Source organism: Haloplanus natans DSM 17983 (genome assembly GCF_000427685.1).
In the GTDB taxonomy this organism is placed as follows: Archaea; Halobacteriota; Halobacteria; order Halobacteriales; family Haloferacaceae; genus Haloplanus; species Haloplanus natans.
Map to the genome: position 1 here is coordinate 403,658 of NZ_ATYM01000003.1, position 25,408 is coordinate 429,065.

A 25,408-nucleotide genomic window follows, 5' to 3' on the forward strand; every position below is an offset into this window, starting at 1 on the left:
AATGTCCAACGTGTGGAGACGAGTTCGATACGAAACACGGGATGCGGATTCACCACTACGGTGCGCACGGTGAACGACTCCCTAACCGGACCTGCCAATCATGTGGCAAGCAGTTCTACGACGACGAGTCGAAGCGAACGTACTGCGACGAATGTGATCCACCGACAACACCATCCGGACAAGACAACCCGAAATGGAAAGGAGGGAAACCCGAGAAATCGTGCGATTACTGTGGCGAGACGTATCGCACGTATCGTGACAACCGGTTCTGTTCACGGAAGTGCTTCAGAATATGGTGGTCGGAGAGAACGCAGAACGATGGGAACCCCATGTGGAGAGGGGGGGTCCATGTCGGGTACATTGGCTCTTGGGCCAAAGTAAGACGGCAAGCCCTCCAACGTGACGATCATACGTGCCAGTCGTGCGGTGCAACTCAGGAGGAACTCGGACAGGAACCAGACGTTCACCACATCGTTCCTGTTAGAGAGCATGGTGATCCCGAGCAGGCACACAGACTGGACAACGTGATCTGTCTTTGTCGGAGCTGTCATCGAAAAGTCGAAGTAGGTGATCTGGAGGTTGCTTCCGCTCAAGGTTGAGTTGACAGAGGGGGTCGATTCCCCTCGGGAGCACTCGGGGGGCTGGCCCTGACATCGTTTTTTCCGTGTCTGACATAGCGGGCAGCCACGGATCCGTGACGCTGTCACGGTCGGCTTTCCCAAGCGTGTGGTCGTCGAGGTGGTGCGTTTCTTCGTCCGCAAAGCACACCAACGGGAGTCGTGACATCCTCCTCGCCGTGAACGGCGGGGCGTCCCGTACCGCAGTTGGGATATTTGCCGGTCTACGATACGACCTGCTCTCTCGTATTGAACGTTCCGCTCTCGCAGTCGAACAGGTGTACCGATGGCTGTGCCACACAGCCGTTACTCCTATCCTCGCCGTGAGGACTCGGAGTTATCTTCTGGCGCATATTTTCCGCCCCGTTACAATCCGCGTTCCCGACCAACTCACACGACGAGCAAACGTACAGGCCGCGTTCGACACGGTTCGACTTCGTGTCGTCACCACACCGTGAACACGTCTTCGACGTATCCCACTCGTTCTCCTTCAACACCTCAACACCACGAATCTCGCCCTTGTATTCGAGGTACTGGTAGATGCGGTCAAACGCCCACGAGTGCAACTTCTTGTTCCCCGTCTTACCCCAGTCTGACTCGCGCATATCTTCGGGCCGACTCACCGCGAGCGTGCCAACACCACGTTCGACACACTCTGTGATGATCGTGTCCGTAAGCGTGTGGTAGAAGTGTGTCTCACGTTCTGCGAGCTTCTGCCGTGCCCACATCGACTTCTCCGAAGGGCCGTTCTCACCTTCGGTGTCATACTCTGTTTGGGTGAAGTAGTGTTTGTTTTCTTTGAGCGAGTTGCCGGGGTAGAGCACGTATTCGTCAGGGAACGCAACCGTAGCGATGTTCGTAATGCCGAGGTCGATCCCCGCCACTTCGTCGCCTGCGGTGTCGGTGGTTTCGAGTTCGACGTTACAGACGAAGTGGAGTTCCCATTCGTCGCCGTTCCAGACCGCCCGGGCGTTCTGCACCTTGGTGGCTTCGGTGAGGTCAACGTCTGGACGGGTCTGGTACTCGCAGAGCAGGAAGTCTGAGCGGTGTTCCTTCAGGTTCTTACCCTTTGAGAGTCGGACGCGGTTGTTTTCAGGGTCGTGTTTGAATCCGTCTGTTTTGAATGTAACCGTACTCTTGGGCCGGGTGTCGCCGTGTTTGCGGTAGCCAGGCGGATTCGCCTCGTCAAGCTTGTGTCGCAGGTCGAACCACGACTGGAAAGCGTCGGAAAGTTCTTCGATGACTTTCTGACTGGATTGTGCGTTCAAGTCTTTCCAGCACGCTTGGTTCTTTATATACGCTTTCAGCGTCCCTTCATCTGGGACTTCGCCGGTTGCGTTCCAGATACGGTCGGCTGTCCAGCGTGCGACGTTCCAGATTCTGGAGGCGGCGTCTCCGAGCGAATCGAGATCGTCACACACCTGCTGGTGATTGCGAATGGACGCAACGTAGGTGCGCGTGACCTGATCCGCCATACATAGCCTGTTGTATGTGAGATTGATAAGTAATGGCCTGCCGGAGTGAAAATGGAATATCCGCCCCGGCAGTTCCCGTGGAATGGATTACCGGGCTTACGCGATTCACGCCCGGTCGTCAGATTATATCTGACGGGCAACCAGAAATCTCTGATTTCTGGTGACGGCGTGAACGCCGGGATTCTCTCGCTGTATCAAGATAGCCCGTCGCACCACCGGTTGCCCGACCGCACGTGGCGACCGTCGAGTCGGAGCGTTGCTTCGCTAGGAACTCGCAGGTTCAAATCCTGTCGGTGGCACAGTCCATCGAGAACATCCCGGACAAAGAGCGTACGAGAGGACGCTCGACACCGGTCCCGCTCCGACGGTTTTCCGGTCGCCGTGTCGCCAGTGGCCGTCGATCTGGAGCGCTACGTCGATGGCACATTACGGGTTCGAATCCCGTCGTTCGCTCCAGGAATTGTCCGGCCACTCGTGTTCCCGTAGCTCAGTCAGGACAGAGCACCGTCAGAGTGAACTCTGACGAGCCCTCGTTTGGGTCTTCGACCCTCACGAGGACACCGGCCTTCGAAGCCGGGGGTCGCACGTTCGAATCGTGCCGGGAACGTCCAGCCGAGCGATGCGAGGCTGGTTCGGGAAGTTTCTCTCCCGATACTCGCTGCTCACAGAGCGTGTGGGCAGCTGCGATCGGAGTCGCCTGTTGCGGCTCCGGGTGATAGGATGGAATTCAACACGCCAAAGCAAACGGTCGCGGAGGCAACGCGGACCACCAACTACGAAGGTGGGGAAGCGTTCGAGCCTGCCGACCCCCGACTCGCACTGTACAAGCGCACGATCAACCAGCTGCTGGAGGGGTCGTTCTACGAGACCGATGACGAACAGCTCGCTGCTGTCGTTCGCCAGTTCGATGCCACCGCAAACGAGGACCCGGAGTTCGTCCTGAAGCTCGCGGCCTATGCGCGCCAGGAGCTCTACTTGCGGGACATCCCACAAGTGCTGCTCGTACTGGCAGCCAACGACGACCGATTCAAGGACGACTCCCCCGAGTCGCTCATCCGCGAATGGGCGCCGGCGATCATCCAGCGGATGGACGAGACGGCCACCGCGCTCGCTGTCCACGATCAGCTGGTCGGCGGGACTGCGCCGTGGCCGCTTCGACGCGGGATCGAGGACGCGCTGGTGGAGATGGCCGACGCCTACACGCTGGGCAAGTACGGCCTGTCTCGGCGCGAGGTGACGCTGCACGACGTCTTCAACCGCGTCCACCCTACGCCCGTCGACGCCGAGCAGGAAGCGCTCTTCGAACAGTTCATGCGCGGCGGCCTCGACGACTATCCCGACGTCGACCCGTTGCCGGCGCCGAACACGTGGGAGACGGTTATCTCCGAGCGCGGCAACACCCAAGCCGCCTGGGAACTGCTCATCGAGGACGACGAGTACACGCTGCCCATCTTCGCGTCGATCCGGAACCTCCGGAACATGCTCGAAGCCGGCGTTCCGGAGGACACCGTCGTGGATCACCTCGACCTGGAGGCCGTCCGCCACGCGCCGCTGTACCCGTTCCGGTACTACCAGGCCTACACCGCGCTGCAAGACGCGGATGTCCAGGCACCGACGGTCGAGCAGTGGCTCGAAGACGCAATTGATGTCGCTGTCGAGACGGTGCCTGGCGGATTCGGCGATACCTTTGTCGCGGTCGATCTGTCGGGATCGATGGATCAGCCGCTGTCCGCGAACAGCACGCTCCGACTGAAGGAGATCGGTGCGTTGTTCGGTGCGATCCTGGCCGACCAGGGTGCCGACGTCGGCGGGTTCGGCGACGACTTCCAGACCGTTCCGATGCACGTCGACACGCCAGTACTGCAGCGCCAAGCGGCGGTGTTGGCGATCGACGAGAACGTCGGGGACTCGACGAACGGTTGGAAGGCGATCAAGCACCTCCACGACCGAGGGAATGCTGTTGAACGAATTGTCGTCTTCACCGATATGCAGATCTGGGACAACACGCCGTTCACGGCCCGCAATTCCCAGACGGTCAAGGAGGCGTTCGATGCGTATCGGGACGAGATGTCTGCGGACACCGCGCTGTATCTCGTCGACCTCGCGGCCTACGGCGACCTGGTGACGCCAGAAGGCTACGAGAACGTCTACAACATCTCGGGGTGGTCGGAGAACGTCCTCTCGTTCATCGAACATGCCGAGAAGCCGAAGCAGGTCATCGATGAAATCGGGGCGTTCGAGCCGACCTAGCCCTGTTCGGATCTTTTCTTTGAGGATGCGCGAGTGGTGGAGTTCGGAAACACGCGGTCGTGCCACGACCGAGACGGGCGTTCGAATCGTCCCTCGCGCACTCGGAGTACAGTTGAGAAACATCTGGCCCGTGAGATGCGCCTCATCGGAGATGATAGTATGGCAATACCCAATACCACCGACTCAGAATCGACGACAACTGCCGTCGTAACGATCCGAATCCCCTGCGGTGCAGATGGGGACCTCGTCATTGACGCTGAGAAGCGCCTCTCGCGGCCAGAGACTATCGACGACGTAACGATTGACGAACTGGCTAGTATCGAGCCACAGCTGTCGGCAACACTCATCACCGTCGAAATTACGGTCCAGTGGTCTACGGCGATTAGCAAGGAGGAGATCAGAGACAGACTCAAAGATGTCTCGGGGCTGGAGTCAATCAGACGGATTGAATAGCCGTTCAGAACGGTGCGTTGCTTAACCACCTCTGCTTGGTAGGAGCGTCGTCGAAAGTATAGTAAGGAAGACGACCACCAGAGTACAGAAGGAATCCACCCTTCGAGACCGGGCAGCAGCGGTATCCCGTCGCGCCCGAGTGTTGTTGCTGCGGTACGGCGATAGTTTCGTGGGGTCTCTCAGAGGAACATGTTCCGATCCGGAGCGAAAGCGGCATCGACGTATCGGTTTTATCCGCTCACGCCGGAACTCTATCCACACACATGGACGTAACCGAGGACACGGTTCGGGGCGTCTGCACGGACGCGGTCTTCGAACGCGGTGAACGCTACCTCGCGGAGGGCCGGATCCGCGAGATGCACCGCGTCGACACCACCGTCACCGCCGTCGTGAGCGGCAGCCGTCAGTACGATGTCCGTGTCGACCTCGCCGCCGACGAGTTTGCCCCGCGGTGCGACTGTCCGTACGACGGGCCGGGAACGTGCAAGCACGTCGTCGCCGTGTTGCTTCGATGTGTGGACGACCGTCCCCCGGACGAGGGCGCTCGACTCGACGCCGCACTCGACGGTGCCGACATCGACGAACTCCGCGCGTTCCTGCGTGAAGAACTCGTGACCGATGCGGATCTCCGCGACCGGTTTCTCGCCCAAGCCGGTGAGTCGACGAGGCGGTCGGTCGACGAACTTCGCACCTCGATCGACCGGCGGTTCGAGGAGCGGAACCCTGAGTACCACGTCGTCTTCGAGCACATCGACTTCACGCAGTGGTTCAACCTCGCGAACGAGTACCGCGAGCAGGGGCGGTACGCGTCGGCGGCGACCGTCTACCGGGCACTCGTCGAGTCGCTCGACGACAACATGGAGCGCGTCGACGGTGCGTACGATCACTTCTCGAGTGCGTTCAGTCGGGCACTCGACGGGTACGTCGACTGTGTCGCGGCCACGGAACGCGACGCTGATGCGGTCACTAACGCTGTCAAATTCCTCGACGAGCGGGCGACATCGGGAACGCCGTTCCTCGCGGAACACTTCGAGCGTGCAGCGGTCGAACTCCGGGGAAAGGCGGGCGAGCAGTCATGCGAGTAACTCTGTCGACTACTTTCGAGACGCTCGATGACGTCCGCAAGTTCGAGGGGTCGTATATCGTCACGGTCTGCGGCACATCGCGCTGACTCTCGGTGGAGCCGGTTTCACGAGAACAACGCGTGTGCGACGTGTCGTGACCGATCCGTGAGGAGCGACTGTCGTCGACTCTACTACTTGATGGAAAGAGTGGGCAAGGGCGATACAGAGAAGCGAGGAGCATCTGCAAAAAGCAGAGGTTAGATAAGCGTCCTCACAGAGCATATCGATAATGGACGAGGAACCGGAGTCAATCAGCTATTTGTCGGCTGGTGATATCCGTGACATCCACGAGTTAATCGTGGAGTCAAATGCGGACACAGCGGCGGGCATCTCTTCACCAGGAGATATCGAATATACCGTTGAACATATCCAAGAAGGCCATTTCGGCCACGCACCCAAGTCGCTCCACGAGACGGCATATCAGCTGCTACGGCTTATTGCGGCAAATCATCCGTTCGTCGATGGCAACAAGCGAACGGCACTCATGTCGACCCGGATCTTCTACGCGCTGAATGGGCTGCGATTCGACTATGATCGGGAGATCAAAGAGATCCTGAAGGCGCTCGCAACGGATGAGGCCAGTGTCGATGCGGACGACGTGATCAAGTATCTCCGAGCGCACACAGAGGCGCTTGCTCCGGAGTACGAGGCGACCATCAACCTGTGGCTGGCACGTATTGAGGGTCCAGACCAGCCCCCCACGGAGCACGACACAGTCGATCAGCAATCCAACGAACCAAACGATTATGACCACGACCCCCATAGTGAGGAGTAAGCATGGCCGCTGAAAGTGAGCAGCCGGAGATTCCGGACGAGCTGTCCGCTGAAGAGGCGCGGAAGTATCTCATCCGGTTCCTCGGCCGCCAGGACCTCGACGAGCACGCGGACATCTACGAGGAACTCGCCACGGAATAGGACTACAGCCAACAATCCGTCAGCGGTCACGCATTCGTCTATTCAATCCTGAGTCGGTTCCTCTAGGCATCTGTCTCAGTAGCGCCCCGCGCGGAGAGCTGTGTGGACAGCGTCCGGAGATTCAATTGCCAAACCGGGGAAACACGGAGCGAATCGATGACTGACCACAACTCAGACCGAGACGCGTTCCAACCTGTCGAGGAAGGCGCTCTGGTGCCAGACCCAGCGCTGGATCGGCCAGCGGACGGCCTGCCAACCCATCAGCGTGAAGCCTCTCATTCAGGTGGATATCCGGATGGAACAACCGACACAGACCGAGCCTGTGTCTCCTGTGGCGCATCGATCTCGGCATCGCAACCAAAATGCCGGTTCTGTCTCGAACACGAACTCGACGCCGCGTCGGAGTCGGATGCTGCGAATTCCAAGCCAGACACTCCGTGTTGTGATCCAGTTCCTCGTCGAATCAGGGACGTTCTACGGCGCTGTGGCAAAGGGAGCAGTAGCAACGACACTTCTCACGTTAGGTCACGACGAGCCCGTCGACGACTGTACGCTCATCTACGATCTCGACGACGAGCCCGCACCCCAGCTAACCGAGCGCGGGCCTACGCTCCCCACTGCTGCCGAGGTGACCGCAGCGGCTGGCGACGCGTTGCTATCAGCGGCCCGTGAGCGGATAGCGAGGGAAGGGTATGGGAGGAGCTAACGCCTGCTGAAGCCGTGTGCCATACGCTCCTTCTGGATAGCGGATCCCGGCGCGTCAGGTATTCGCTGCTGCTGATCGAAACGCAGGATATCGATCAGGAAAAGCTCATCGAGACCGCACAGTGGTACGACCTGGAACCTACTGTGAAAGCGTTGTATCGGCCACTTCAGGGCGACCTCGACAGGACAAATGATCTGCCAGTCATCCTCCCGAAGAAGGGCGAATATATGGCGCTCAAAGAGCAGTACGGAGTCTCGTAACACCAATTCCGCAGCCTGGCGGAAAATTGCGACGGGTTAGATGATGCCGCCGATCACGAGAACGCCGAGGACGATTAACAGGGTCGCAACCACGCTCCCGCCAGCCAGCAGCTTGTTCTCCATCGCCTTCTCATGAATCGGCATCGCAGCGTACTCTTCACGGAACGCCTCAAGATTCTCCTCGTCGTAGAAGTACTTCGTCTTCAGCGCGAACCGCTCCGTGACCGCACAGCCCGTACAGACTGGGTCACCTTCCAGTCGTTCGGTCTTGATGTGGCTGTCGCAGGCGATCGCCCCGCAGTTCGGGCAGTAGGTGTACGTCTCGTCGACGCCGCTCGTCTCGCAGTGGACGCAGCGATGAATTCCGTCCTCGGTCGTCACTCGCGAGGGTCCCGCCGCGTAGTATTCGTAGGGGTAGGTGTACTCCTGTATCTCGGTCGTATGGCGAATTTCAGGTAGAGACACCGGCTCAATCGATTGCACTGAGATGTCCGAGAGATTCGGCTCACACGTTTTGTTGTACGTGACGTTGTTGTCGCCAGTGTAGGTTACCGTCGTCGTGTGGTAGTCCCGAAGGCGGTCGACAGCCCACTCCTTGTACTCCGTTTGGGTTTGGCCGAACCGACGCTCCGAAATCTCGTCGAACACGTCTTCGAATCGATCGGCGTCGAGGTCAACCGTCGCGTGGAAATTCTCGGTCACCAGCGTCGCGATGTCGTCGTCGGCCACCCGTGGATGTCCGCGTTCAGCGTGGACGACGAACTGTGTGCGGTCGTTGATCCGGTGGATGACGCCCACCGACGTCTCGAAGACAGCGTTCGTGTCGGCGGTGATCGCAACCACCGGCCGAAACGTCACCTGCGAGTGTGGTGCCGGAAGATCGGCGGCCTCGATGTTTTCGATGTCGCGGAACGCCTCCTGAACGGGCACGTCGACAGCGGCTGCTGGATCGTACGGACGGAGTGTTTCGTCACAGAGGATCTCGATCCGGCCGTTGTAGAGATCAAGGCCAATCTCGTCGGCTATCTTTCTTCAAGACGAAAATCCCGCCCTTTAGGGCGGGCGTGAAGCCGACAACTGCCTCACGTTCCACCGTCGGTTGCAGGCCGAATACCCCACGACGGCAAACCTTTTATTAAAATTGGGTGTGTAGAAATTAGTATGGCCAAATGAAGTACAACCTCGAAAAAGGGTCGCAAACGGTCTACGCGCTCCAATACCACTTTGTGACCGTCACAAAGTACCGCGCGGACATCCTCACCGACGAGATAGCCGAACGCATCGGTGAGATTGCCAGCGACATCTCCGAGGACTTCGGCGTGAGCATCCAGAACGTCAACGGCGGTTCCGACCATGTTCACATCCTGTTCACGGCGAAGCCCACCACGAACCTCACCAAGTTCATCAACTCGCTCAAAGGCGTCTCGTCTCGCAAGATTCGGGACGAATACCCCGAGACTCGGCAGGCGCTCGACAGCGCGTTCTGGCAACCGGGGTACTTCCTCGCAACCACCGGACAGGTGAGCATCGACGTGCTGATGGAGTACGTGGAGGACCAGTAGCGATGTCAACGACCGTCACGAAGACGTTGCAGGCGACGTTCGCGCCACCCACCGCGCACAAGCAGTCGAAACTCAATGACCTCCTCGAAACCTACCGTGACGGTCTGCAAGCGGCGTTCGACGCCGGAGCGAGTACCATGTCGGCGGTGAGCGACATCGTCACGCCCTACGACCTCCCGTATCAGGCCAAAGCCGCACTCTGCAACTACGTTCCGAAACTCCGCAAGACGTACAACGCGAAGGAGTTGGACGACGAACACCCGATACGGCTCACCAACCAAGCCGCGAAGTTTGACCACTCCGAAGAACGCGACTACGAGTTCACGTGGTGGGTTCCCCGGCCGGGACGGGGAACGAACTTCTGGATACCGCTCCGTATCAATCCCGAACAAGAAGACCTCTGGCACGATCTCGTATCGGAGGACGCGAAGGCGGGCGAGATACGGCTTCGACAGCATCGGAAGAACTGGGTACTGCACGTCACCGTCGAGTACCCGGTCGAAGAACCAGCGACGGACGGTGACGCCACGCACATCGGCTTAGACATCGGAGAAACCGCCCTCATCACGGGCTGTGCCCTCAAGGACGGTTCTCCGACTGACCCGCTCGTGCGTAGCGGAAGCAGAGCGAAGCACCTCCGCAAAGAGATGCACACCACCCTGAAACGACTCCAAGAGCGTGACGCTTCGGAGTGGCGTACCGACGAACGGTTCGACCACTACCAGAACGCGCTCACCGACATCGTGGAGAAGGCGTCTCGGGAAGCCGTCGAGTACGCCAAACGGTTTGAGGACCCGGTGTTGGTGATGGAGAATCTGACGTACATCCGCGAACGACTCGACTACGGGAAGTACATGAACCGTCGCCTTCACTCGTGGGCGTTCGCCCGACTCCAAGGGCGCATCGAAGACAAGGCGACGGAAGCAGGCATCCCGGTTGAATACGTGAATCCGGCGTACACGTCTCAGACGTGCCACTCGTGCCACCGTATCGGTCGGCGTGATTCACAAGCCGAGTTCCGGTGTCCGCACGACGACTGCCACGTTTCGACGTTTCAGGCCGACATCAACGCTTCCGCGAATATCGCACGACGGGTTGACCCGTGGGGAGAGAGCGTCCCGCTTGACAAGGCGGAACGCGATGACTCGCCTCGGGATGGGAGCGGTAGTGACACCGCCACGACTCCGACCGAGACGACTTCGTCGTCTCGTGGTCACGAGAGACGCGACGCGTCTCTCGAACGACACCGTGAGATGAGCGAGACACCCTCGCAGATGACGCTCACGGCGTTCCAAAAGTCGGAACCCTCTGCCAGCGTTCACGAGACTGCGTCTCGTGAGCCAACCAGAACTTCCGGTTCTGGTGACGACGACTGACTGGTATTCCCCATGCAGGGGAAGCCTCGCCGTTTACGGCGAGGAGGATGTCACATCGCTGAATCACTCATCGCGCAGGGCGCAGGGCTGACTCGTAGCGCCCGATCTCGGCGGTCTTCTCGACCCGGTCGTAGATCCCTCGGAGAGTCTCCTGTGCGCGCAGGAGCCTGTGCTCCTTGAGGACGCCTCTCCTCGCTAATCCAGTAGAAGGTGTACGGCAGGTCGTTCTGCCGGCGGTCCTCGGGGAGTTCGACTTTCTCGGCGATTCCCGTCTCGACGAGGCGCTGCAGATGCTGGCGGATCGTTGTTTGACTCCGGCTCGGATTGACGTAGTCCAACTCCTTCAGCGTCGGTAGCCCCGACGGATGCCCAAGGATGTCCTGGACGAGCGGAAATCGCGTCTCCCGGGTGACGAGGTTGAGCCGCTCGCGAACGGTGGCGCGATCTTCTGCCCGCGAATCCGTCGCCCATGATGTTTGTCGAAGGTCGAAAATCGAGGAATCAGCCGGAACACGGAGTAACGCAGTAGTTTACACATCGATAACGGGGAGTGTACGTCGCCGAATCTCAAAGTTACCCCACAAATTGATGTGATATGCCGTTGTGGGGTAACTATGGTCGAGGACGGTCCGGAGAAGCCGCCCGCACCGGAGTTGCCGAAGTGTCTGCGTGAGCCACTCGAGAACCAATCCCCGGAACGGCTGGAAGCGGTCGCGGCGTACGCGGCTGATCTGGCAGAGTGGAAACGTCGACAGCGGGAGGAAGAACTCGAGCGTCGACGAGCCGAGGAAGAAGTCGATGAGGAAGAACTCGAAGAGCTGGATGAGCGCGAGATCTCGACGGATCCAGAGGATTATGAAGACGTCCCGACGAGTGGCGCGTACATTACGGTGAAGACCACGAAGGAAACCGGCGATAAATCGTACCGATACTTCTACTGGCAGTGGCGCGAAGGCGATTCCTGGAAGAACGAGTATATTGCGCCAGTCAATCCGCGAGAGTAGTGTTCTCACAACCTCGAGTTCGGTCACAGCGCGAATTTCGCGAATACACATCGATAGAGGGGTGTGCGGAAGCAAAGCAATCTGGCGAACACATCGATAGCGGTGCGTGTGCTGCGAAGCAGGCGGTAGATGAGTGAGTTCGAAACGTATCGAAACGAGTGATGATATGCCGTCAGTCAGCGGGCCAGTTCGCAGAAGCTGTCAATCCAAGATCGCCGATTTCTACCGATAGAGTCGATATCGAGTTCGAATACATATCGATAGAGGTGTGTGACGTGCGTCTGACGCAAGCAGGCTCTATGAACTCGGCACTCAAGATGAATATCGAAATGTGACGCGGTAACATCCGCCTGATACACATCGATAGAGGGGTGTCCCCTCCGCAGTCGATTGAGGAACAGTCCACGCTCAGGTTTCGTTTCGAATCTGCGCTTTCACGACCGATTCGACTTCCTCGGGCGAGACCATGTCGATTCGAGAGTCTTCGCGAAGCGTCTCGAGAATCGTCTCCGGACGTTCGCCGAACTGGAATTCGAGGAACATTCCGGAGCTGGGACCGTGACTCCGGCGCTCGAAGTCGACGAGGGAGTACGTCGTCAACTCCTTCATCTTGTTGACGTAGGTCTCCTGGTGGTATTGATCGGCGTCGATCGAGTCGGTGAGGAACTGATAGACGCGATAGCCGGTCGTACTGCGAGCCGATCCTTCGTCGGTCTGTGAAGCGACGGCTGCCGTCGCGTAGAGACAGAGCTTCTTCTGCGTGCTGATGCCGCGGACGACTTCGAGAACGCGGTTTTTCTCGACTTTGTCCTGGGCTTCCCGTACGTGTTCCTCGCGAACGCGGTCGTCACCTTCTCGTTCGGCAAGTTCGCCGGCGACGCGCATCAAGTCGATCGCCTTTCTCGCATCACCGTGTGTTTGTGCGGCGAACGCAGCGGCAAGTGGAATCACGTCGCCATCCAAGACATCGTCGTGGAACGCATCCTGCCGTCGACGCAGAATCGATTGGAGTTGATTCGCGTCGTAGTCGTCGAAGTGGACGTCCTCGGGAGTGAACGAACTCAGCGCACGACTTCCGACGGACTCCATCATACGGGCGTCGTTCGAAATGGCAACGACAGAGATGTACGCGGTTAGTTCGTCGTTGGCTCCGGCCCGAGACAGTTGGTAGAGCAGTCGCGAAAACGCCGGGTCCTGTTTATCTCGGCGGCCCACCAGCATATCGAGTTCGTCGAGGACGAATACGACGGAGTCGAAATTCTCGTTGACGATGCGGTAGAGTTCGTCCCATTTCTCCTTGGTCGCGACACCATGTTTCGGAACGTCAATCTCGACGCCGACCTCGTCGGCGGCTTGGCTCGCTAGTTCGTAGACAGCAACCCCGAGAGTGTCGAGATCTTGGCAGTTGACCTCGATGGTTCCGAATTGAATATCCCGTGACTCGCAGATCCGGCTGATGTTGTGGCAAACGGCCTTCGTAATGAGCGACTTCCCCGTTCCGGACGGCCCGTAGAGAAAGAGATTCGGCGGGCGGTTATCGCCGAGCGCCACGCGGAGCATCTTCGTCACTTCCTGGAGCTGTTCGTCGCGACCGACGATGCGATCCTCTTCGACGACGTAGTTCGGATCGAGGAGTGACCGGTCACGGATCAATCCTTCTTGTTCGTCGAATTCGAGCAGCATGTCCTCAATCGACTGTGATGTATCTTCGTCGGATTCCGTAGTCGATGAAGGGACGGATTCCTGCTCAGAATATGAGGAACTCGACGCGAGATCGACCTGCGTCGTCTCGTCATCTGTTGACGAGTCGTCCCCCCTCGCCTCGAGATCAGATGGAGAATTCTCGGAGTCCTCGGCACCCATGGCGGGAACCATACAGTCCGACGACAAAAATCTTCCCCACCCCTATCGAAGTGTGATCCGGGGAATCAGTCGATTTTTCTCAAAGATATCGCGGCTTCGACTGGAAATTGGCGATGAAAACGGGAACGGCTGACGAAGTGTTCCACGAGGTTGATGGGAATCGTTGGACAGACACACCCCTCTATCGATGTGTTCACGAGTTCGAGAGGGTGGGGGGAGAAGGCGCCATCGAGACCAGCGCGAGGACAGATACGACACGATTTCCCGCAAATCACGGTGGACAATACCGACAAACGCCATCGACGAGACCGTGGCTTCGTCTTCTTCTTCTAGCTTTCTAGACTAGCCACTCACACACCCCTCTATCGATGTGTTCGATGTGTTGAGTTCCCTCGTGATTCTGTCCATCTCTCACGTCAGAAGTCGTGGTGTATGAGTGGTGTCGTGTTCTGTCGGTATCGTACTCTACGAGCCTTGTAACGACGGTTTTCTCGTCAGTGATCACGGGACTATCCTCGAGAGCTTCTATCTCACCCTGTCGGCATAGAGGTCGAACACATCGATAGAGGGGTGTGTGTCTTCTCGACATCTGGCGCGAAGTACTCGCGCGTGCCACTCATACTCCTATCTCCGACGAAACACGTCTCAGTATTTCGATTTCTATCGAATTGACTACGTAGATGGCTGAATGTCACCGACTCTGCGTTGCCGCTCGCCTTGTTCGCGTTTGAGGGGGGTGATCCCGCGCTACCGCATTAGTTGAACACGAGGCGATTTCACGAATGATGTTGAGAAACCGCTTTTCTGATTGATTAAGCCCGGAGTGGCGGTCAGATCGAACACATCGATAGAGGGGTGTGATTGGATTGATTGCGTGGTTACCCCACGGGCCAGAATATTCTGTTTTGTGGGGTAACTCGGATTGACGTCTCTCAAATATCGGTCTCTGTAAACGCCGACAGCTTCGTTACTCGTGTCTTCGCGAGCCTCCGACGAATCCTCGACCGATCCCACCCCAACGGCGACAGCAGACTTTCGACAGTTCTGACGAGTTCGCTTCGGCACCGCCACGTTCTCGTATTTTGGTTATCGCGGCTCTGTTGAAACCCTCTTCACGTCTTGCGGTTTCGTATCTACCTGAGTTTCAGCCGCTTTGCTCGTGAACGGTGAAGAGAGTGCCTCTACTGAATGTCAGCAACGAAGGATTTCAACAAGGCCGTTATCGCCTTCGGGTGGTTAGGACGTGATTCTGTCCTACGAATTTCTGGAAGCAGAGTAGAGATACTTCGACGAACCGGAGTGGTAGGAAGAGACGAAACGGGTAGTGACTGCATTACCGCCCCTTACCCGTTCATTCAGTTAATTGTTGGCTCATATCTCGAGTCGATGTTTAGTTGTCGAATGTCATTCCGTAGCTCCACTCTCGTAATTGCCCCTTCACCTCGTCGAGATGGTCGGGTCCGACCATCACCAGCGCCTCCCGAGGGTTCGTCAGCGACACGTCGTCATCGAAGCGGTCTTCGAGTTCGCGCTGTGCCTCGCGTTCTCCGTCCTTCGTCTCCTTCTGCAGGAACAGTGGGGCCGGTTGCGACCGTCTTGAACGCCCTTTCGCCGGAATTTGTACGGAATCTGCATCTGCCGCTGACCCCGTTATCTGGACTCGGTCTCGTTCGACTCGTCGTCACTTGACGACTGCCGGTCGCGCTCGGTCGACCCCTTGGGTTTCGAGTTCATTTTGTCTGACTCCTCGATGTCGTCAGCGAACGTGGTTGACTCGCCAGAGGCGCTGATACGGCAAATTACTGCAAAGTTGGTCGATACCCCTCACGAGATTGATGTCGACGATGTCCTTGACGCCTTGGCTCTGGCGGTCGCTTCGGCAGGATTTCCGAATCAACGTCAGTCGTTGCCTTCAGATCCCCCTGATGATGCCGCCAGTCTGCCGATGCAGATCGTATACCGGCCGGATCAGCCATTCGACGGCACGTAAGCCAGTCATCGTGGTAGATTAGTCCAGGTTACTGGTCCACTCTTCCGATGACTCAGAATGGATTCTCAAATTTCGTCTTGGTCAGTGGCACTGCCCCCTCGTTCACTGCTTGTTCGACCGCGTCCTGATCCTTCATAAGAAAGCAGTTATAGCCGTTCACGCTCCGTCGAATGACCGACTCTTTGAAGATGTTTTCCGGGTGGCTCGTGTACTTTTTCACGACGACAGCGAATTCCTCTGTCGCGTCGACCACAGTGAGACCGTAGCCTTGATCGGATAGAAAGGATCGGAGTGTCTCGAAATCGTCTCGTGGGACTTCGAATCGGTATTGCTGGTTGTTGTAGTAGGATTTCAAACGGTCGAACACATCTTCCCCGTCGAAGTAGTGCTTGAACAGATACACCCCATCGACCTCAAAGACGTTGACTCGTTCGTCCCCTGCCCGGTGGAACGAATTCATCAACTGTCTCGTAGGATGGCATCACAGTTGAGTATTCGTACCAACTCGAAAACCATTCTCTCGCGGCTCTGCAGAAGTTGAGACTGGTTTTCTCAATGCATATGGCTCGTCTCTCGGTACGTCCACGGATTAGTGAGGCGGGGAAAGACTTACCTATGAATAGAACCAATACTATGAATGATGAGTAAGTCAGAACGCTCAGATAACTCTGAAAAGGAAGTCGTTGCTGTCACCAAGCACGGTCAGGCGACCATTCCGAAGCGGTTCCGCGAGAAGCTCGGGATCGAGGCTCCCGGAAAGGTGCTGTTCCGGGAGACCGAGGGCGGCGAGGTGATCGTCGAACACGTCCGCTCGCCGGGTGAGATGCGCGGCTTTGCCGCCCGCAGCGAAGCGTCCACCGACAGGCCCGCGACCGAGATCCTCCAAGAGAAGCGCGAACAGGATCGAGAGGAACGTGACGCGCAGTTCCCCTCGGAGGAGTGACGGTGGTCCCTGACAGCGTCGTCTTTGACGCTGAGCCGCTGATCGCACACGCTGATGATGAACCCGGGAGCGACGTGGTTGAGGAGTATCTCGACGCAGTCGCCGTCGAGGACACCGCCGGCTACGCCAGCTGCGTGAACCTCGCCGAAATCCGCTATACTATCGCCCGGAAGTACGACCGGACCACCGCTGACGAGTATCTCGACTGGCTCACCGATCTCGGAATCGAGACCATGGCGGTCGGTGACTCCTGGCAGGAGGCCTCAGAGTACATCCTTCGGTACAACCCGGCGCTCGGTGACTCCTTTGCACTGGCGACCGCTGAAGAGGTCGAGGCGACGCTCCTGGTCGGCGGTGACGACGACTATGACGAAGTCTCCGAAGTCCCATTAGAGCGGTTCCGTGACGGCTCCGCATAGATGACTGAAGACGTCGATCCTGAGGCTCCCCGACCCCACCAGAAACAGAAGATGAGACTGACTTTCTCAGTGAATATGGCAGTCTGACGTAGTTCATAAATAGTATGAAGACGTAGTCTGGGATAGAACGATGGCTCGAATCACCGGCTCCTACCCAGATGATCTCGACCTCCTCATTGAGGGCGCTGTCGAGGCTGGTGTGTTTAGTGGCAAAAGCGATGCGTTGCGAGAGTTCGTGCGTGAATACTTCGAGGACCACGAAAGCGAGCGCGTTGCAGCTGCGGTCGCCCTCTACGAACGCGAGCGGATCACACTCGGTGATGCTGCGAGACTCGCTGATGTCGATCGGTGGACGATGCGGGATCTCCTCCGTGAGCACGGTGTTGAGCTCCGCCTCGGACTCGTTGACGAAGACGACGCAGCCTACGAAGTAGAGGCAGCGAGCGAACTCGACTTCGGTGATGAGGACTCGTCTGATGAGGAGCCACGTGCTAAATGACAGATGACGATTCCAGCGAACCGGAGCGTCCTGAACACGACTGTCCTCTCGAATTTCGCCTATATCGACCAGCTGTGGGTTGTTGCTGACCTCTCTGGAATCTGTACGGTACCGGTCGTCCGTGAGGAGCTTGAACACGGCGTTGATGACCATCCATATCTTCAGTCGGCACTCGATACACTCGACGACGAGATTCCCGTCGCGACGATTTCGGACACCGTCGCAAACAGAGAGGCGGTTGTCAGTGACCATCTCGATCCTGGTGAAGCACAGGCATTTGCTTTGGTAGATGCTGCGGACGGTCGTCTACTGACCGACGACGGGGATGCCCGATCGTTTGCGAAAGATCGAGGCGTGACCGTTGTAGGGTCGGTCGGGGTGCTGTTGGCTGCGATCGATGCTGGGAAGATTGATGAGCCAACTGCCGGTGAGTGGCTGTCGACATGGATTGATGAAATCGGGTACTACGTGCCATACCAGTCGATTTCGGAATATCGGTGAGATACGCATACTGGCTCCCTCCATAGCGGGCGTAGTCTCAACTTCCCGAACTTCCCAGAAGTTGAGACCGGCCGTCTCAATGCATAGCTGGTAGTGAGTGAACGAATCGGTTGTGTGAATACTGTTCTCTGCCGAGCGAAAGCGTAGCTACAACACGTGACTGAGAAACCGGCACAACCGCTTAATGCGCGTCGTATGACGACACCAAGAGTCTGATAATAACAGTCCTTATCTCCTATCCCGAGCGATATAGTATTGTGATGAACGCACAAAATAGGTCCACGGGTCGGATCGGATCGCTCACCCAAATCCAGTGGCTAGCAGTTGCGTTAGTCGTGGTCACTGGCGTTCTCCACGTGTATGCTGGTATCGTCGAGGGACGGATTCCCGTTGCACTCGCAGGTGTCGGCTACGCCGGTGCACTTGTGCTGTTCTTCTTCGACTATCGGCGGCGACTGCTCTACCTGACCGGGATTCCGTATACGGCCGTGCAATTCCCCCTCTGGATCGTAGCCAAGTCAGAATACGGAATGGTCGACTACGTTGACAAGGCGGTTCAGGTCGCCTTGATCCTCGTGTTGATCTACCTCTATCTGAACACGCCGTCCGATTCAGCCGGAGACACGGCAATGGCAGCGGACTGAGCGTGCGAATTCACGGGACGTCTATCTCGCTCAGTTATCTCGAATCACCATAATTTTCACCCGATTCACGCCGTCGAAGTCACGAAGGCGGTAGGTCAGTCCCCGAACGCGTTCGCCGGTTCCCTGGCAGAATAAGGACTCGAGACACCACTCCCCCTGATGTGTGTGACTCGTGTTGAGAATCACGTCCTGATAGTCGTGCTGGACACCGTGGAGTTCCCCAATCACCTCGTGATGGCGGTAGTCAAAGGCGACGAGCGCGATAACGTCCTCGCTGAGGTCTTCGAGTCGGGAATGCGACTCGATGTACTCTTGCATCGCTTCACGGACGGCCCGGGATCGGTTGTCCAATCCCTCATCCTGCCAGACCTGATCGAACTCGTCGACCACTGTATCGGGGATATTGAAACTCGTTCGCATACGACCATATTCGATGCCCGGACACAAGAGTCCCGAGTATGATGGTTCCCCCAATCAGGTATTAACAACCGTTATTCGGTGCTCTTTCCGAGTTCAGGGTATGACGATGGTGTCTGGCGACACGTTTGGACTACTGCTCGGTGCGGTCGCACTTGGGGCTGTCCACGGAGTCGAGCCCGGTCATGGATGGCCCGTCGCCGCCTCGTACGCGTTGGATCAGACGAACAAGTGGCTCTACGGCCTTGCGGCGGGGCTCATCATTGGTATCGGCCACCTCATCAGTAGTCTCGCGATGGTTGGCGTGTTCTTCTACGCGAAATCCTATTTTAGTCTCACCCAGATCAACGAGCCAGTCACGATTCTCAATAGTATCCAAGTCGGTGGCCCGGTCAGTCTGGTTGCGGGCGTACTGCTGATCGGTCTTGGGATCCGAGAGTACCACCACGACCACTCGCATAACAGTCCCGATGGCGACCACTCTCACTCGCACGAGAGTCACAATCACGAGTCGACGAACCACTCCGGACCCGACGACAGCCACGGTGATATTCACGAGCATCCGGATTTACAGGACGACGAGGGGCTTATTCCTCGCCTGAAACACGCCGTTCCGTTCATCGGGGGCCACTCACATACGGACGAGGGTTCCAATGATGTTGCCGAGAGGGGATTGCTCGGAATTGCTTGGTTTGCCTTCGTGCTCGGGTTCGCTCACGAGGAGGAGTTCGAGATTATCGCTTTCTGTGCCGGGTCAAACTACTGTCTCGAACTGATGAGTGCATACGCAATTACTGTTGTTATCGGCATCGTGGGACTAACAATGCTACTGGTCGCGGGCTATCAGCACCACGAGGAAACCGTTAAACAGTACACACCGTACTTACCAGTCTTTTCGGCTGCGATCCTCATCATCATGGGTGTTGGATTCATCATCGGCGTATTCTGAATATATTTCTATCATTTCTATGAATTGTCCGTTATAGGGTCTAAACTCACGATTTAGCAAAACTATGTCTCCAACGCTTGCCTCACGTCGTAATGTTTTTCGACAGATGGCCCAGCGCTCGCACGTTACCTGGCCAGCATATGATTCGACACCGCTGTACGATCGAACGTCGCTGGTGGGACTGGAATCAGATATCCGGACAGTCTCAGAAACGTGGTTCGCCCACGGGATGCATGATTCAGTTGAGGAGTTCGTCTGTGCACTCCCCTTGGCCTACTTCCGGTTCAGTGCCCACGACCGGTATGCGGGGTCAACACGCTACCGGATGGACATCCTCTTTCGGGTGTTCGTACTGAAAGAATGCCACGGGTGGGAGCACGAAACCGCACTCGTCGGCTACCTCGGGAACCGCCCTGAACTCTGCGAGCAACTTGGTTTCGAGACGATCCCGTACCAATCGACACTGTGGCGAAGCTGGCACGAGCGGTTCACCCCTGACCTCCGAGAGACTGTCGAGACGGCGGCTCGAACGATCCTCATCAAAGCACAGAATGCAGGTGTCGCGGTTCCGCGTGAGCCGGCACGAAAGCTCCGATACCACGGGAACGAGTCTGGTGAGTCAGACCCGAATGATCAAATTACGTTGGAGCAGGCAGAGAAGATCACCGGACACGTCAGCCGCATCGTGTTCCCGGCGTTTTCGCTGGAACGTGGCGAGGGTTGTGAGATACGCGAGAACGCCTACTGGGACTTACAAACGTATTTCGGACTTCGCGACCGGCTGGCTGCGAACGAAGGGGCTCGCAGTTTCGTCTACGAATCGACTCGGGATCGGACGCCGCTGGGGCACGCCCATCGCGAGCACATCCGCGACCTCTCGATTGACCAAGTGCGAGAGATGTACCGGCAGGCGATCACTCGGCTCCTAAACGAAGTTGCGGAGACAGAGCAGTTCTTTCGAGCCGGAATCGTCGCCATCGATATTACCGAAGCCGACCCCTTCACAGGCGACCGCACCGGACACGAGGACGAGATCATCGGGACGAAGGAGAAGACAGACGAGTACGCTTACCAGTGGGCGACTGTCCAGTTAGTCGGCAACGCTGTCCCGCTGGTCCTTGATGCTCGCCCGGTACGGAAAGGCGAGTCACGACTGGAAATCGTCGAGGACTTGCTCAATTCGGCTGAGGACCTCGTCTATGTCGATAACGTCCTGATGGACCGGGAGTTCGACAGCCAGCACGTCTTGGAGATGATCAGCCAGCGCGGGGTCTCCTATGTCGTTCCCAAGCGGATGCAGACCGTGAGAAAGCGCAGGCAAAGCGGTTGCTCCGACGTGGTCAGGACCGCTACGAGACCGGCCGAAAGCTCCACCTCGGGAAGAACGAATGGCACGAGACGACGCTGATCTACCGCCGGAAAGAAGACTCCGAGTACGACGACCATCGGCAGTACTCGGTGTTTATGACGAATTGCGGGAGTGGGCACCTCACGGAGTATGGCTATCACTGGGAGATCGAGAGTGGGTACAGGTCGATCAAACGGTTCATGGCAGCGACGACGTCGACGGATTTCGGGCTTCGCTTCTTCTACTTCGCATTCGCGTGTCTGCTGTACTCGATCTGGCGAGCGGTGGACCTGCTTGTGCAGGTCGAATTGACTGGTGAATACGAACACTCGCCAATTGTGACGGCCGACAACACGCTGACGCTGTTGAAGAAGGAACCGGAATCGGATAGTGACGGGGCTCTCCCCGTGGTAGCGCGGCGTCTGAGTGGCAACGCTGCCGGAAGTCGCCGAAATTCGCGTATATGGTTGTCATTTCAACAAGATTGACCGTTTGGAGAGCAATCTGAGTTAGTTTCCGCTGACCGAATCAGTCAAATTCACGCATCAGAGCCCTGCTAAACCCCCTGTAGTCTCAACTTCCACCTCGGCACAGTAGTTGAGACTGGTCGTCTCAATGCATACGATTGGATTCGACGGTTGAACGCCAATCGTTTTCCACGCTACCCCCTTCGATTGAATTGTATCAATCGCCGAGCACGCCGCGCCGTCTGTGTGTACAGATAGAACGTATGCCACTCGCTCAACTCCTCGAACAATACGTCAGTCTGGGTATCTTCGTCCTCGCTGCAGGCCTGAGTGTACTCAGCTTCCTCGCGTGGCGACGAGAACGTGATGGCCGTATGCGAATCGTTACGTTCGGGTACGCGATGTTCGCCATCTACGGACTCATCGTGTTTCTCGAGTATCTGTTGCTCCCGTACTTCCCGTACGCGACGCTGGAATTGCTCGAACACGGGAGTGCAATCCTGATTCTCGGTGGCCTCGTGGCGTTTTTCGTCGCTTTGACGCGGGACTAAGCAATGTCGGACCCGGATCTCGAATTGGCCTCTCGGCGGGAAATCTACCAGCGGATAGCCGATACGCCCGGAATTCACTTTCGCGCGCGCCTCGACGGTCTTGAGTACGCACAAGGGACACTCCAGTACCAGCTCAGGTGGCTCGCCGATGAAGACCTGATCGACGTCTCGGACGACGGCAAGTACACACGGTACTATCCGGCTGCCGAGTTCGACGAAGCCGATCGAACAGTAATGAACGCGCTGCGCCGGGAATACAGTCGCCGCATCCTCGCACATCTTCTCACAGACGCCCCGCTCTCGACAACCGAACTCAGCGACCGCCTCGACAAGGCGCAATCGACCGTCTCGTGGCATCTTTCGAAACTCGCCGAGGCCGACCTCGTCACCAAAGAGCGTGACGGCCGGAGTGTCGTCTACGAAGTCAGCGATCCTGATCGGGTAAAATACCTCTACACGGTTCACCGGCGCTCGTTCACAGACAAAGTCGTTGACCGTATCTTGGGCCTTTGGGACAGCTACTAGCTCGCCGCCGCGTTCGACGGGAGCCCTCGAAGCACCAACAGACGCAACAGGAGCACGTACACGAGAAACGCCACTGAGGGCCCCAGCAGGGGACGAATAAGTCCCGTCAGATCAGTCCCGATTGCGGCCGCGTGAATTGTCCCGAAGGCGAACCCAGCATACGCGAATGAGTGGACGACGCGTGGGCCCCAAGGGCGCTGGAAGCGTTTTGCGTCAGTAAAGCCAAGCACCGCGACGACAAGCATAAGCAGTGCCCCCGCACCGACGGCGATGCCGCCGAGAAAGTACGGAATCGAGTATGCCGGCGCTGGAACCTGTCCGGTGACGACGAACCACGCATCAAGGACACCGAGTCCCGCGTGTAGCAACGTGACGATCATCGCGAACACGGATAATTCGATATGGATTCGTTGAGCGGCCTCGTGGAGCATTCCAAACGACTCCGTGTTGTAGAGGATTCCCGTGAGAACTGCCAGATACAACGCCGGATACGTGACGAGTGCGGCACCTCGGTCGAGGAGCCAGACGAGCTGTGACATCACGATGCCCCCGTCGTTTCGACGACATCGGGACAGCCGTCCGCGTCCTGGAACCCGTTTTTCGTTTCCGGTCGTGTCGGACACGTATCCGCGGAGTCGTTGATACCATCACCATCGTAATCGGCTGGGGCCTGTCGCGTTGAAACGGTCTGGTCGACGAGGTCGCTTTGTTTTTGTTCGGTCGCTTGGGCGGCACGCACGTCTCCGATCTGCCAAAGAGCAGGGACAGCCACCACTAAGACGACCATCGCCACGACGGTGATTCGTTGCTTATGTGTCCAAGACATGTGTCTCAAAGCCATCTGTCGTATGGAAGACGCCATCGTGGATGATGAGCGCCTCTAGACCCTCCCAGTCCGATGCTAATTCGCGTGCCTTGGCAAGCGGGAGTGCCGCGAGGGTCGTCGCCAGGGCGTCGGCTTCCATACAGTCTCGGCGTGCCACGACGGTGACCGATTCATGGCGAGAGCCGAGCGATTCGGTGGTCGGATCGTAGACGTGGTCAGTGCCGTTTCGCGACCGTCGGTATCCGCCGGATGTTGCGACGTACCAGTCCGTGTCGAGGACCTTCAGCGGTGTGTCGTCACCGTACGGGCTCTCGATGGCGACCGGTCCCGTCGGTGGGGACATGTCACCGCCACCACTGACGAACCCACGTCGGCCGACGCCGCCGAGTGCCTCGCTGGCCCGATCAACGATGTACCCTTTGGCGAGGCCATTCAGGTCGAGTTCGACGTCGGTCGTGATGTGAGATCCGCTGGTTTGGACAGTTCCGGTATCGAACTCTGTTCGTAGTGTCTCACTATCACCACGCAGGAACGTTTTGAGATCGTGTTCGACGCGGCCCTGATGAATATCGAACACCCCGTCGGTCCGGTCGTTGTATTCGAATCCACGGCGAACGATTTGGGCAACGTGTTCGTTCCTGACTTCTCCTTCACGGTTGAGCTGGCTGACGGCACTCGCCGCATCGAAGGCGTTCAGCTGGGATTCGAGTGATTCAGCCGTTTTTCGGGCCGCAGTTGCCCCAGCCTGGGCCCGAATGCCCGTCGCCTGAATCCGAAACGCCGTGTCACAACACTCGAACTCGCGGTAGGTGTCCCCAAACCGTTCGTAGACCGATGCGAGCGATCCCATCATCTCGGTCACTCGTCCTCTTCGTGTTCTTCGTCCTCGTGTTCCTCTTCGTATTCTTCCTCGTCGTCTTCATCCTCGTCGTCTTCTTCATACTCCTCGTGTTCTTCGTCCTCGTATCCGGACTGTGTCTGGACTGCTGGGGTGAACTCCTGATTCGGCGTCGGCGCATCCGCAGTAACCTGTTGTGAGGATTCTGACGCGGGCGTATCTGGTGAGTTAGGTTGCTCGCCAGCCTGCGCGAGGCCGCCACCGGGCAGCGCGAGGGCCCCGGCGACACCAGCTGTGAGGAGCGCACCGACGAGCGTGAAGGCGACGAGTTCGTTTTTCGGGACGGGAACGCGCATAATTAGCTACCCCTCGGTTCAGAACCACTATCTTCGACGTGTCGGTCGTTGCGTTCTGTCATTGCAAATAGAGGGTTGAGACAGCCGTAGTAAGGCGTTCGCGTCCAACCATCGAATGTTCGTACAGCTATCGAATCTGTTCAGGACATGAAATGGGTTCTGAGCACGCATGTGATTCGGTTACCAGGCATCTGGTGCGATCAGTGTCTGTCTGACCCTGTGCACGCAGACGATTCGATGGTTGTACGACGATTCGATAGATGGACGCGAATGCTATTTTGTAAACTGTACCTATGTGGGATTGCAATGCCAAGGAACAAGATAACCAGTATCGCGCTCGTTGCCTTGCTAATATTGAGTGCAGGTGCAGCAGCAACTGGTTCCGCCACCGCCGCGCCCGCGAACCAAACAGCAGATGCTGATCAAGAAACGAACAGTACTGCTACGGGGACGAGTGAGATAGGGATAGAGTCACTTAGCGGACTATCGCTATTTGATTCGCTCGGAGCACTCTTTTCCGATGATAGTGC

Annotated in this window: 28 protein-coding genes, 2 tRNA genes and 5 pseudogenes; 24 read left to right on the top strand and 11 right to left on the bottom strand. The window is 57.6% G+C overall.

Translation table 11 applies throughout. The features are described 5' to 3' along the window. Positions 1 to 329: 329 nt before the first annotated feature. The gene (locus HALNA_RS21545) at positions 330 to 599 is read left to right on the top strand and encodes an HNH endonuclease (RefSeq protein WP_394324585.1); all 270 of its coding nucleotides are present in this window, start codon (positions 330 to 332) and stop codon (positions 597 to 599) included. 242 nt (positions 600 to 841) lie between these two features. Here the strand turns inward: HALNA_RS21545 and HALNA_RS01720 are convergent, their stop codons facing one another. After that, positions 842 to 2,092, bottom strand: a complete 1,251-nt coding sequence (locus HALNA_RS01720; protein ID WP_049934517.1) for an RNA-guided endonuclease InsQ/TnpB family protein — start codon at positions 2,090 to 2,092, stop codon at positions 842 to 844. A 476-nt stretch (positions 2,093 to 2,568) separates the two neighbouring features. Here HALNA_RS01720 and HALNA_RS01725 point away from each other — a divergent pair. The 9 genes and pseudogenes from HALNA_RS01725 to HALNA_RS01760 all read left to right on the top strand — a co-directional run. Further along, positions 2,569 to 2,699: transfer RNA gene (locus tag HALNA_RS01725), tRNA-Arg, on the top strand. Between the two features lie 113 nt (positions 2,700 to 2,812). Next, entirely contained in the window at positions 2,813 to 4,342 is a 1,530-nt protein-coding gene (locus HALNA_RS01730) for a TROVE domain-containing protein (protein ID WP_049934519.1), read from the top strand. Positions 4,343 to 4,369: 27 nt separating this feature from the next. After that, positions 4,370 to 4,442 (top strand) — tRNA-Gly (locus HALNA_RS01735). Positions 4,443 to 4,501: 59 nt separating this feature from the next. Then, complete coding sequence (locus tag HALNA_RS01740; RefSeq protein WP_147270956.1) at positions 4,502 to 4,795, top strand: hypothetical protein; 294 nt, start codon at positions 4,502 to 4,504, stop codon at positions 4,793 to 4,795. Between the two features lie 263 nt (positions 4,796 to 5,058). Continuing rightward, positions 5,059 to 5,880 (top strand): SWIM zinc finger family protein, encoded by an 822-nt coding sequence (locus HALNA_RS01745; RefSeq protein ID WP_049934523.1) that lies wholly within the window; start codon positions 5,059 to 5,061, stop codon positions 5,878 to 5,880. Positions 5,881 to 6,148: 268 nt separating this feature from the next. Beyond that, on the top strand, positions 6,149 to 6,694 hold the full coding sequence (locus HALNA_RS01750; RefSeq protein ID WP_049934526.1) for a type II toxin-antitoxin system death-on-curing family toxin: 546 nt from the start codon (positions 6,149 to 6,151) through the stop codon (positions 6,692 to 6,694). Positions 6,695 to 6,696: 2 nt separating this feature from the next. After that, the gene (locus HALNA_RS20410; RefSeq protein WP_169718996.1) at positions 6,697 to 6,834 is read left to right on the top strand and encodes a hypothetical protein; all 138 of its coding nucleotides are present in this window, start codon (positions 6,697 to 6,699) and stop codon (positions 6,832 to 6,834) included. 409 nt (positions 6,835 to 7,243) lie between these two features. Next, positions 7,244 to 7,540: a hypothetical protein gene (locus HALNA_RS20790; RefSeq protein WP_211225970.1), complete on the top strand. Its 297-nt coding sequence runs from the start codon at positions 7,244 to 7,246 to the stop codon at positions 7,538 to 7,540. Beyond that, positions 7,531 to 7,800 (top strand): annotated as a pseudogene (locus HALNA_RS01760) (MarR family transcriptional regulator); the annotation flags it as partial. The gene HALNA_RS20790 and the pseudogene HALNA_RS01760, both read left to right, overlap by 10 nt. A gap of 36 nt (positions 7,801 to 7,836) precedes the next feature. Here HALNA_RS01760 and HALNA_RS01765 read toward each other — a convergent pair. Then, a pseudogene (locus HALNA_RS01765) lies at positions 7,837 to 8,832 on the bottom strand (restriction endonuclease); the annotation flags it as partial. Positions 8,833 to 8,969: 137 nt separating this feature from the next. Here HALNA_RS01765 and tnpA point away from each other — a divergent pair. Beyond that, a complete protein-coding gene (gene tnpA / locus HALNA_RS01770; protein ID WP_049934532.1) occupies positions 8,970 to 9,362 on the top strand; it encodes an IS200/IS605 family transposase in 393 nt (130 codons plus the stop codon). Between the two features lie 2 nt (positions 9,363 to 9,364). After that, complete coding sequence (locus HALNA_RS01775) at positions 9,365 to 10,738, top strand: RNA-guided endonuclease TnpB family protein (RefSeq protein ID WP_049934534.1); 1,374 nt, start codon at positions 9,365 to 9,367, stop codon at positions 10,736 to 10,738. Between the two features lie 67 nt (positions 10,739 to 10,805). On the opposite strand, the pseudogene HALNA_RS21550 reads toward HALNA_RS01775, so the two are convergent. Continuing rightward, a pseudogene (locus tag HALNA_RS21550) lies at positions 10,806 to 11,232 on the bottom strand (transcriptional regulator). 120 nt (positions 11,233 to 11,352) lie between these two features. Here HALNA_RS21550 and HALNA_RS01780 point away from each other — a divergent pair. After that, positions 11,353 to 11,742 carry a hypothetical protein gene (locus tag HALNA_RS01780; RefSeq protein ID WP_049934535.1) on the top strand — a complete coding sequence of 130 codons (390 nt, stop codon included), beginning with the start codon at positions 11,353 to 11,355 and terminating at the stop codon, positions 11,740 to 11,742. A gap of 408 nt (positions 11,743 to 12,150) precedes the next feature. Here the strand turns inward: HALNA_RS01780 and HALNA_RS01785 are convergent, their stop codons facing one another. Continuing rightward, positions 12,151 to 13,605, bottom strand: coding sequence for an orc1/cdc6 family replication initiation protein (locus tag HALNA_RS01785; protein WP_084509854.1), 1,455 nt, complete (start codon positions 13,603 to 13,605; stop codon positions 12,151 to 12,153). A gap of 1,390 nt (positions 13,606 to 14,995) precedes the next feature. Further along, a pseudogene (locus tag HALNA_RS21555) lies at positions 14,996 to 15,249 on the bottom strand (hypothetical protein); the annotation flags it as partial. A gap of 73 nt (positions 15,250 to 15,322) precedes the next feature. On the opposite strand from HALNA_RS21555, the gene HALNA_RS01790 reads away from it, so the two are divergent. Beyond that, a complete protein-coding gene (locus HALNA_RS01790; protein ID WP_157573395.1) occupies positions 15,323 to 15,595 on the top strand; it encodes a hypothetical protein in 273 nt (90 codons plus the stop codon). 52 nt (positions 15,596 to 15,647) lie between these two features. On the opposite strand, the gene HALNA_RS01795 is transcribed toward HALNA_RS01790, so the two are convergent. Next, a complete protein-coding gene (locus HALNA_RS01795) occupies positions 15,648 to 16,055 on the bottom strand; it encodes a hypothetical protein (RefSeq protein WP_049934541.1) in 408 nt (135 codons plus the stop codon). A 180-nt stretch (positions 16,056 to 16,235) separates the two neighbouring features. On the opposite strand from HALNA_RS01795, the gene HALNA_RS01800 reads away from it, so the two are divergent. The 5 genes from HALNA_RS01800 to HALNA_RS01820 all read left to right on the top strand — a co-directional run bounded on the left by HALNA_RS01800 (position 16,236) and on the right by HALNA_RS01820 (position 18,601). Beyond that, positions 16,236 to 16,538, top strand: a complete 303-nt coding sequence (locus HALNA_RS01800) for an AbrB/MazE/SpoVT family DNA-binding domain-containing protein (RefSeq protein WP_049934608.1) — start codon at positions 16,236 to 16,238, stop codon at positions 16,536 to 16,538. After that, positions 16,535 to 16,957, top strand: a complete 423-nt coding sequence (locus HALNA_RS01805) for a PIN domain-containing protein (RefSeq protein ID WP_049934543.1) — start codon at positions 16,535 to 16,537, stop codon at positions 16,955 to 16,957. Before HALNA_RS01800 ends, HALNA_RS01805 begins: the two co-directional genes overlap by 4 nt. 130 nt (positions 16,958 to 17,087) lie before the next feature. After that, the gene (locus HALNA_RS01810; RefSeq protein WP_049934546.1) at positions 17,088 to 17,456 is read left to right on the top strand and encodes a UPF0175 family protein; all 369 of its coding nucleotides are present in this window, start codon (positions 17,088 to 17,090) and stop codon (positions 17,454 to 17,456) included. 3 nt (positions 17,457 to 17,459) lie between these two features. Further along, complete coding sequence (locus HALNA_RS01815; RefSeq protein WP_049934547.1) at positions 17,460 to 17,957, top strand: twitching motility protein PilT; 498 nt, start codon at positions 17,460 to 17,462, stop codon at positions 17,955 to 17,957. Positions 17,958 to 18,217: 260 nt separating this feature from the next. Next, complete coding sequence (locus tag HALNA_RS01820) at positions 18,218 to 18,601, top strand: hypothetical protein (RefSeq protein ID WP_049934549.1); 384 nt, start codon at positions 18,218 to 18,220, stop codon at positions 18,599 to 18,601. A gap of 30 nt (positions 18,602 to 18,631) precedes the next feature. Here the strand turns inward: HALNA_RS01820 and HALNA_RS01825 are convergent, their stop codons facing one another. Continuing rightward, entirely contained in the window at positions 18,632 to 19,021 is a 390-nt protein-coding gene (locus HALNA_RS01825) for a CopG family ribbon-helix-helix protein (protein ID WP_049934551.1), read from the bottom strand. 106 nt (positions 19,022 to 19,127) lie between these two features. Here HALNA_RS01825 and HALNA_RS01830 point away from each other — a divergent pair, with 106 nt between their 5' ends. The 4 genes and pseudogenes from HALNA_RS01830 (at position 19,128) to HALNA_RS01845 (ending at position 22,858) form a co-directional block, all read left to right on the top strand. Then, the gene (locus tag HALNA_RS01830) at positions 19,128 to 19,967 is read left to right on the top strand and encodes a hypothetical protein (RefSeq protein WP_049934610.1); all 840 of its coding nucleotides are present in this window, start codon (positions 19,128 to 19,130) and stop codon (positions 19,965 to 19,967) included. Positions 19,968 to 20,031: 64 nt separating this feature from the next. Continuing rightward, a pseudogene (locus tag HALNA_RS21020) lies at positions 20,032 to 21,692 on the top strand (transposase); the annotation flags it as partial. A 464-nt stretch (positions 21,693 to 22,156) separates the two neighbouring features. Continuing rightward, complete coding sequence (locus tag HALNA_RS21025) at positions 22,157 to 22,333, top strand: hypothetical protein (protein ID WP_245575977.1); 177 nt, start codon at positions 22,157 to 22,159, stop codon at positions 22,331 to 22,333. Positions 22,334 to 22,336: 3 nt separating this feature from the next. Continuing rightward, a complete protein-coding gene (locus HALNA_RS01845; protein WP_049934555.1) occupies positions 22,337 to 22,858 on the top strand; it encodes a winged helix-turn-helix transcriptional regulator in 522 nt (173 codons plus the stop codon). Here the strand turns inward: HALNA_RS01845 and HALNA_RS01850 are convergent. From HALNA_RS01850 to HALNA_RS01865, 4 genes are read right to left on the bottom strand one after another with little or no spacing between them, the layout of a single operon-like run. After that, positions 22,855 to 23,397, bottom strand: coding sequence for a hypothetical protein (locus HALNA_RS01850; protein WP_049934557.1), 543 nt, complete (start codon positions 23,395 to 23,397; stop codon positions 22,855 to 22,857). The genes HALNA_RS01845 and HALNA_RS01850 overlap by 4 nt on opposite strands. Beyond that, positions 23,397 to 23,684, bottom strand: coding sequence for a thrombospondin type 3 repeat-containing protein (locus HALNA_RS01855; RefSeq protein WP_049934559.1), 288 nt, complete (start codon positions 23,682 to 23,684; stop codon positions 23,397 to 23,399). Before HALNA_RS01855 ends, HALNA_RS01850 begins: the two co-directional genes overlap by 1 nt. Then, positions 23,668 to 24,537, bottom strand: a complete 870-nt coding sequence (locus tag HALNA_RS01860; protein ID WP_049934612.1) for an FAD:protein FMN transferase — start codon at positions 24,535 to 24,537, stop codon at positions 23,668 to 23,670. Before HALNA_RS01860 ends, HALNA_RS01855 begins: the two co-directional genes overlap by 17 nt. A gap of 5 nt (positions 24,538 to 24,542) precedes the next feature. After that, positions 24,543 to 24,878, bottom strand: a complete 336-nt coding sequence (locus HALNA_RS01865; RefSeq protein ID WP_049934560.1) for a hypothetical protein — start codon at positions 24,876 to 24,878, stop codon at positions 24,543 to 24,545. Between the two features lie 306 nt (positions 24,879 to 25,184). On the opposite strand from HALNA_RS01865, the gene HALNA_RS20800 reads away from it, so the two are divergent. Then, the coding region (locus tag HALNA_RS20800) for a hypothetical protein (RefSeq protein WP_211225973.1) at positions 25,185 to 25,408 on the top strand (224 nt) is incomplete at its 3' end.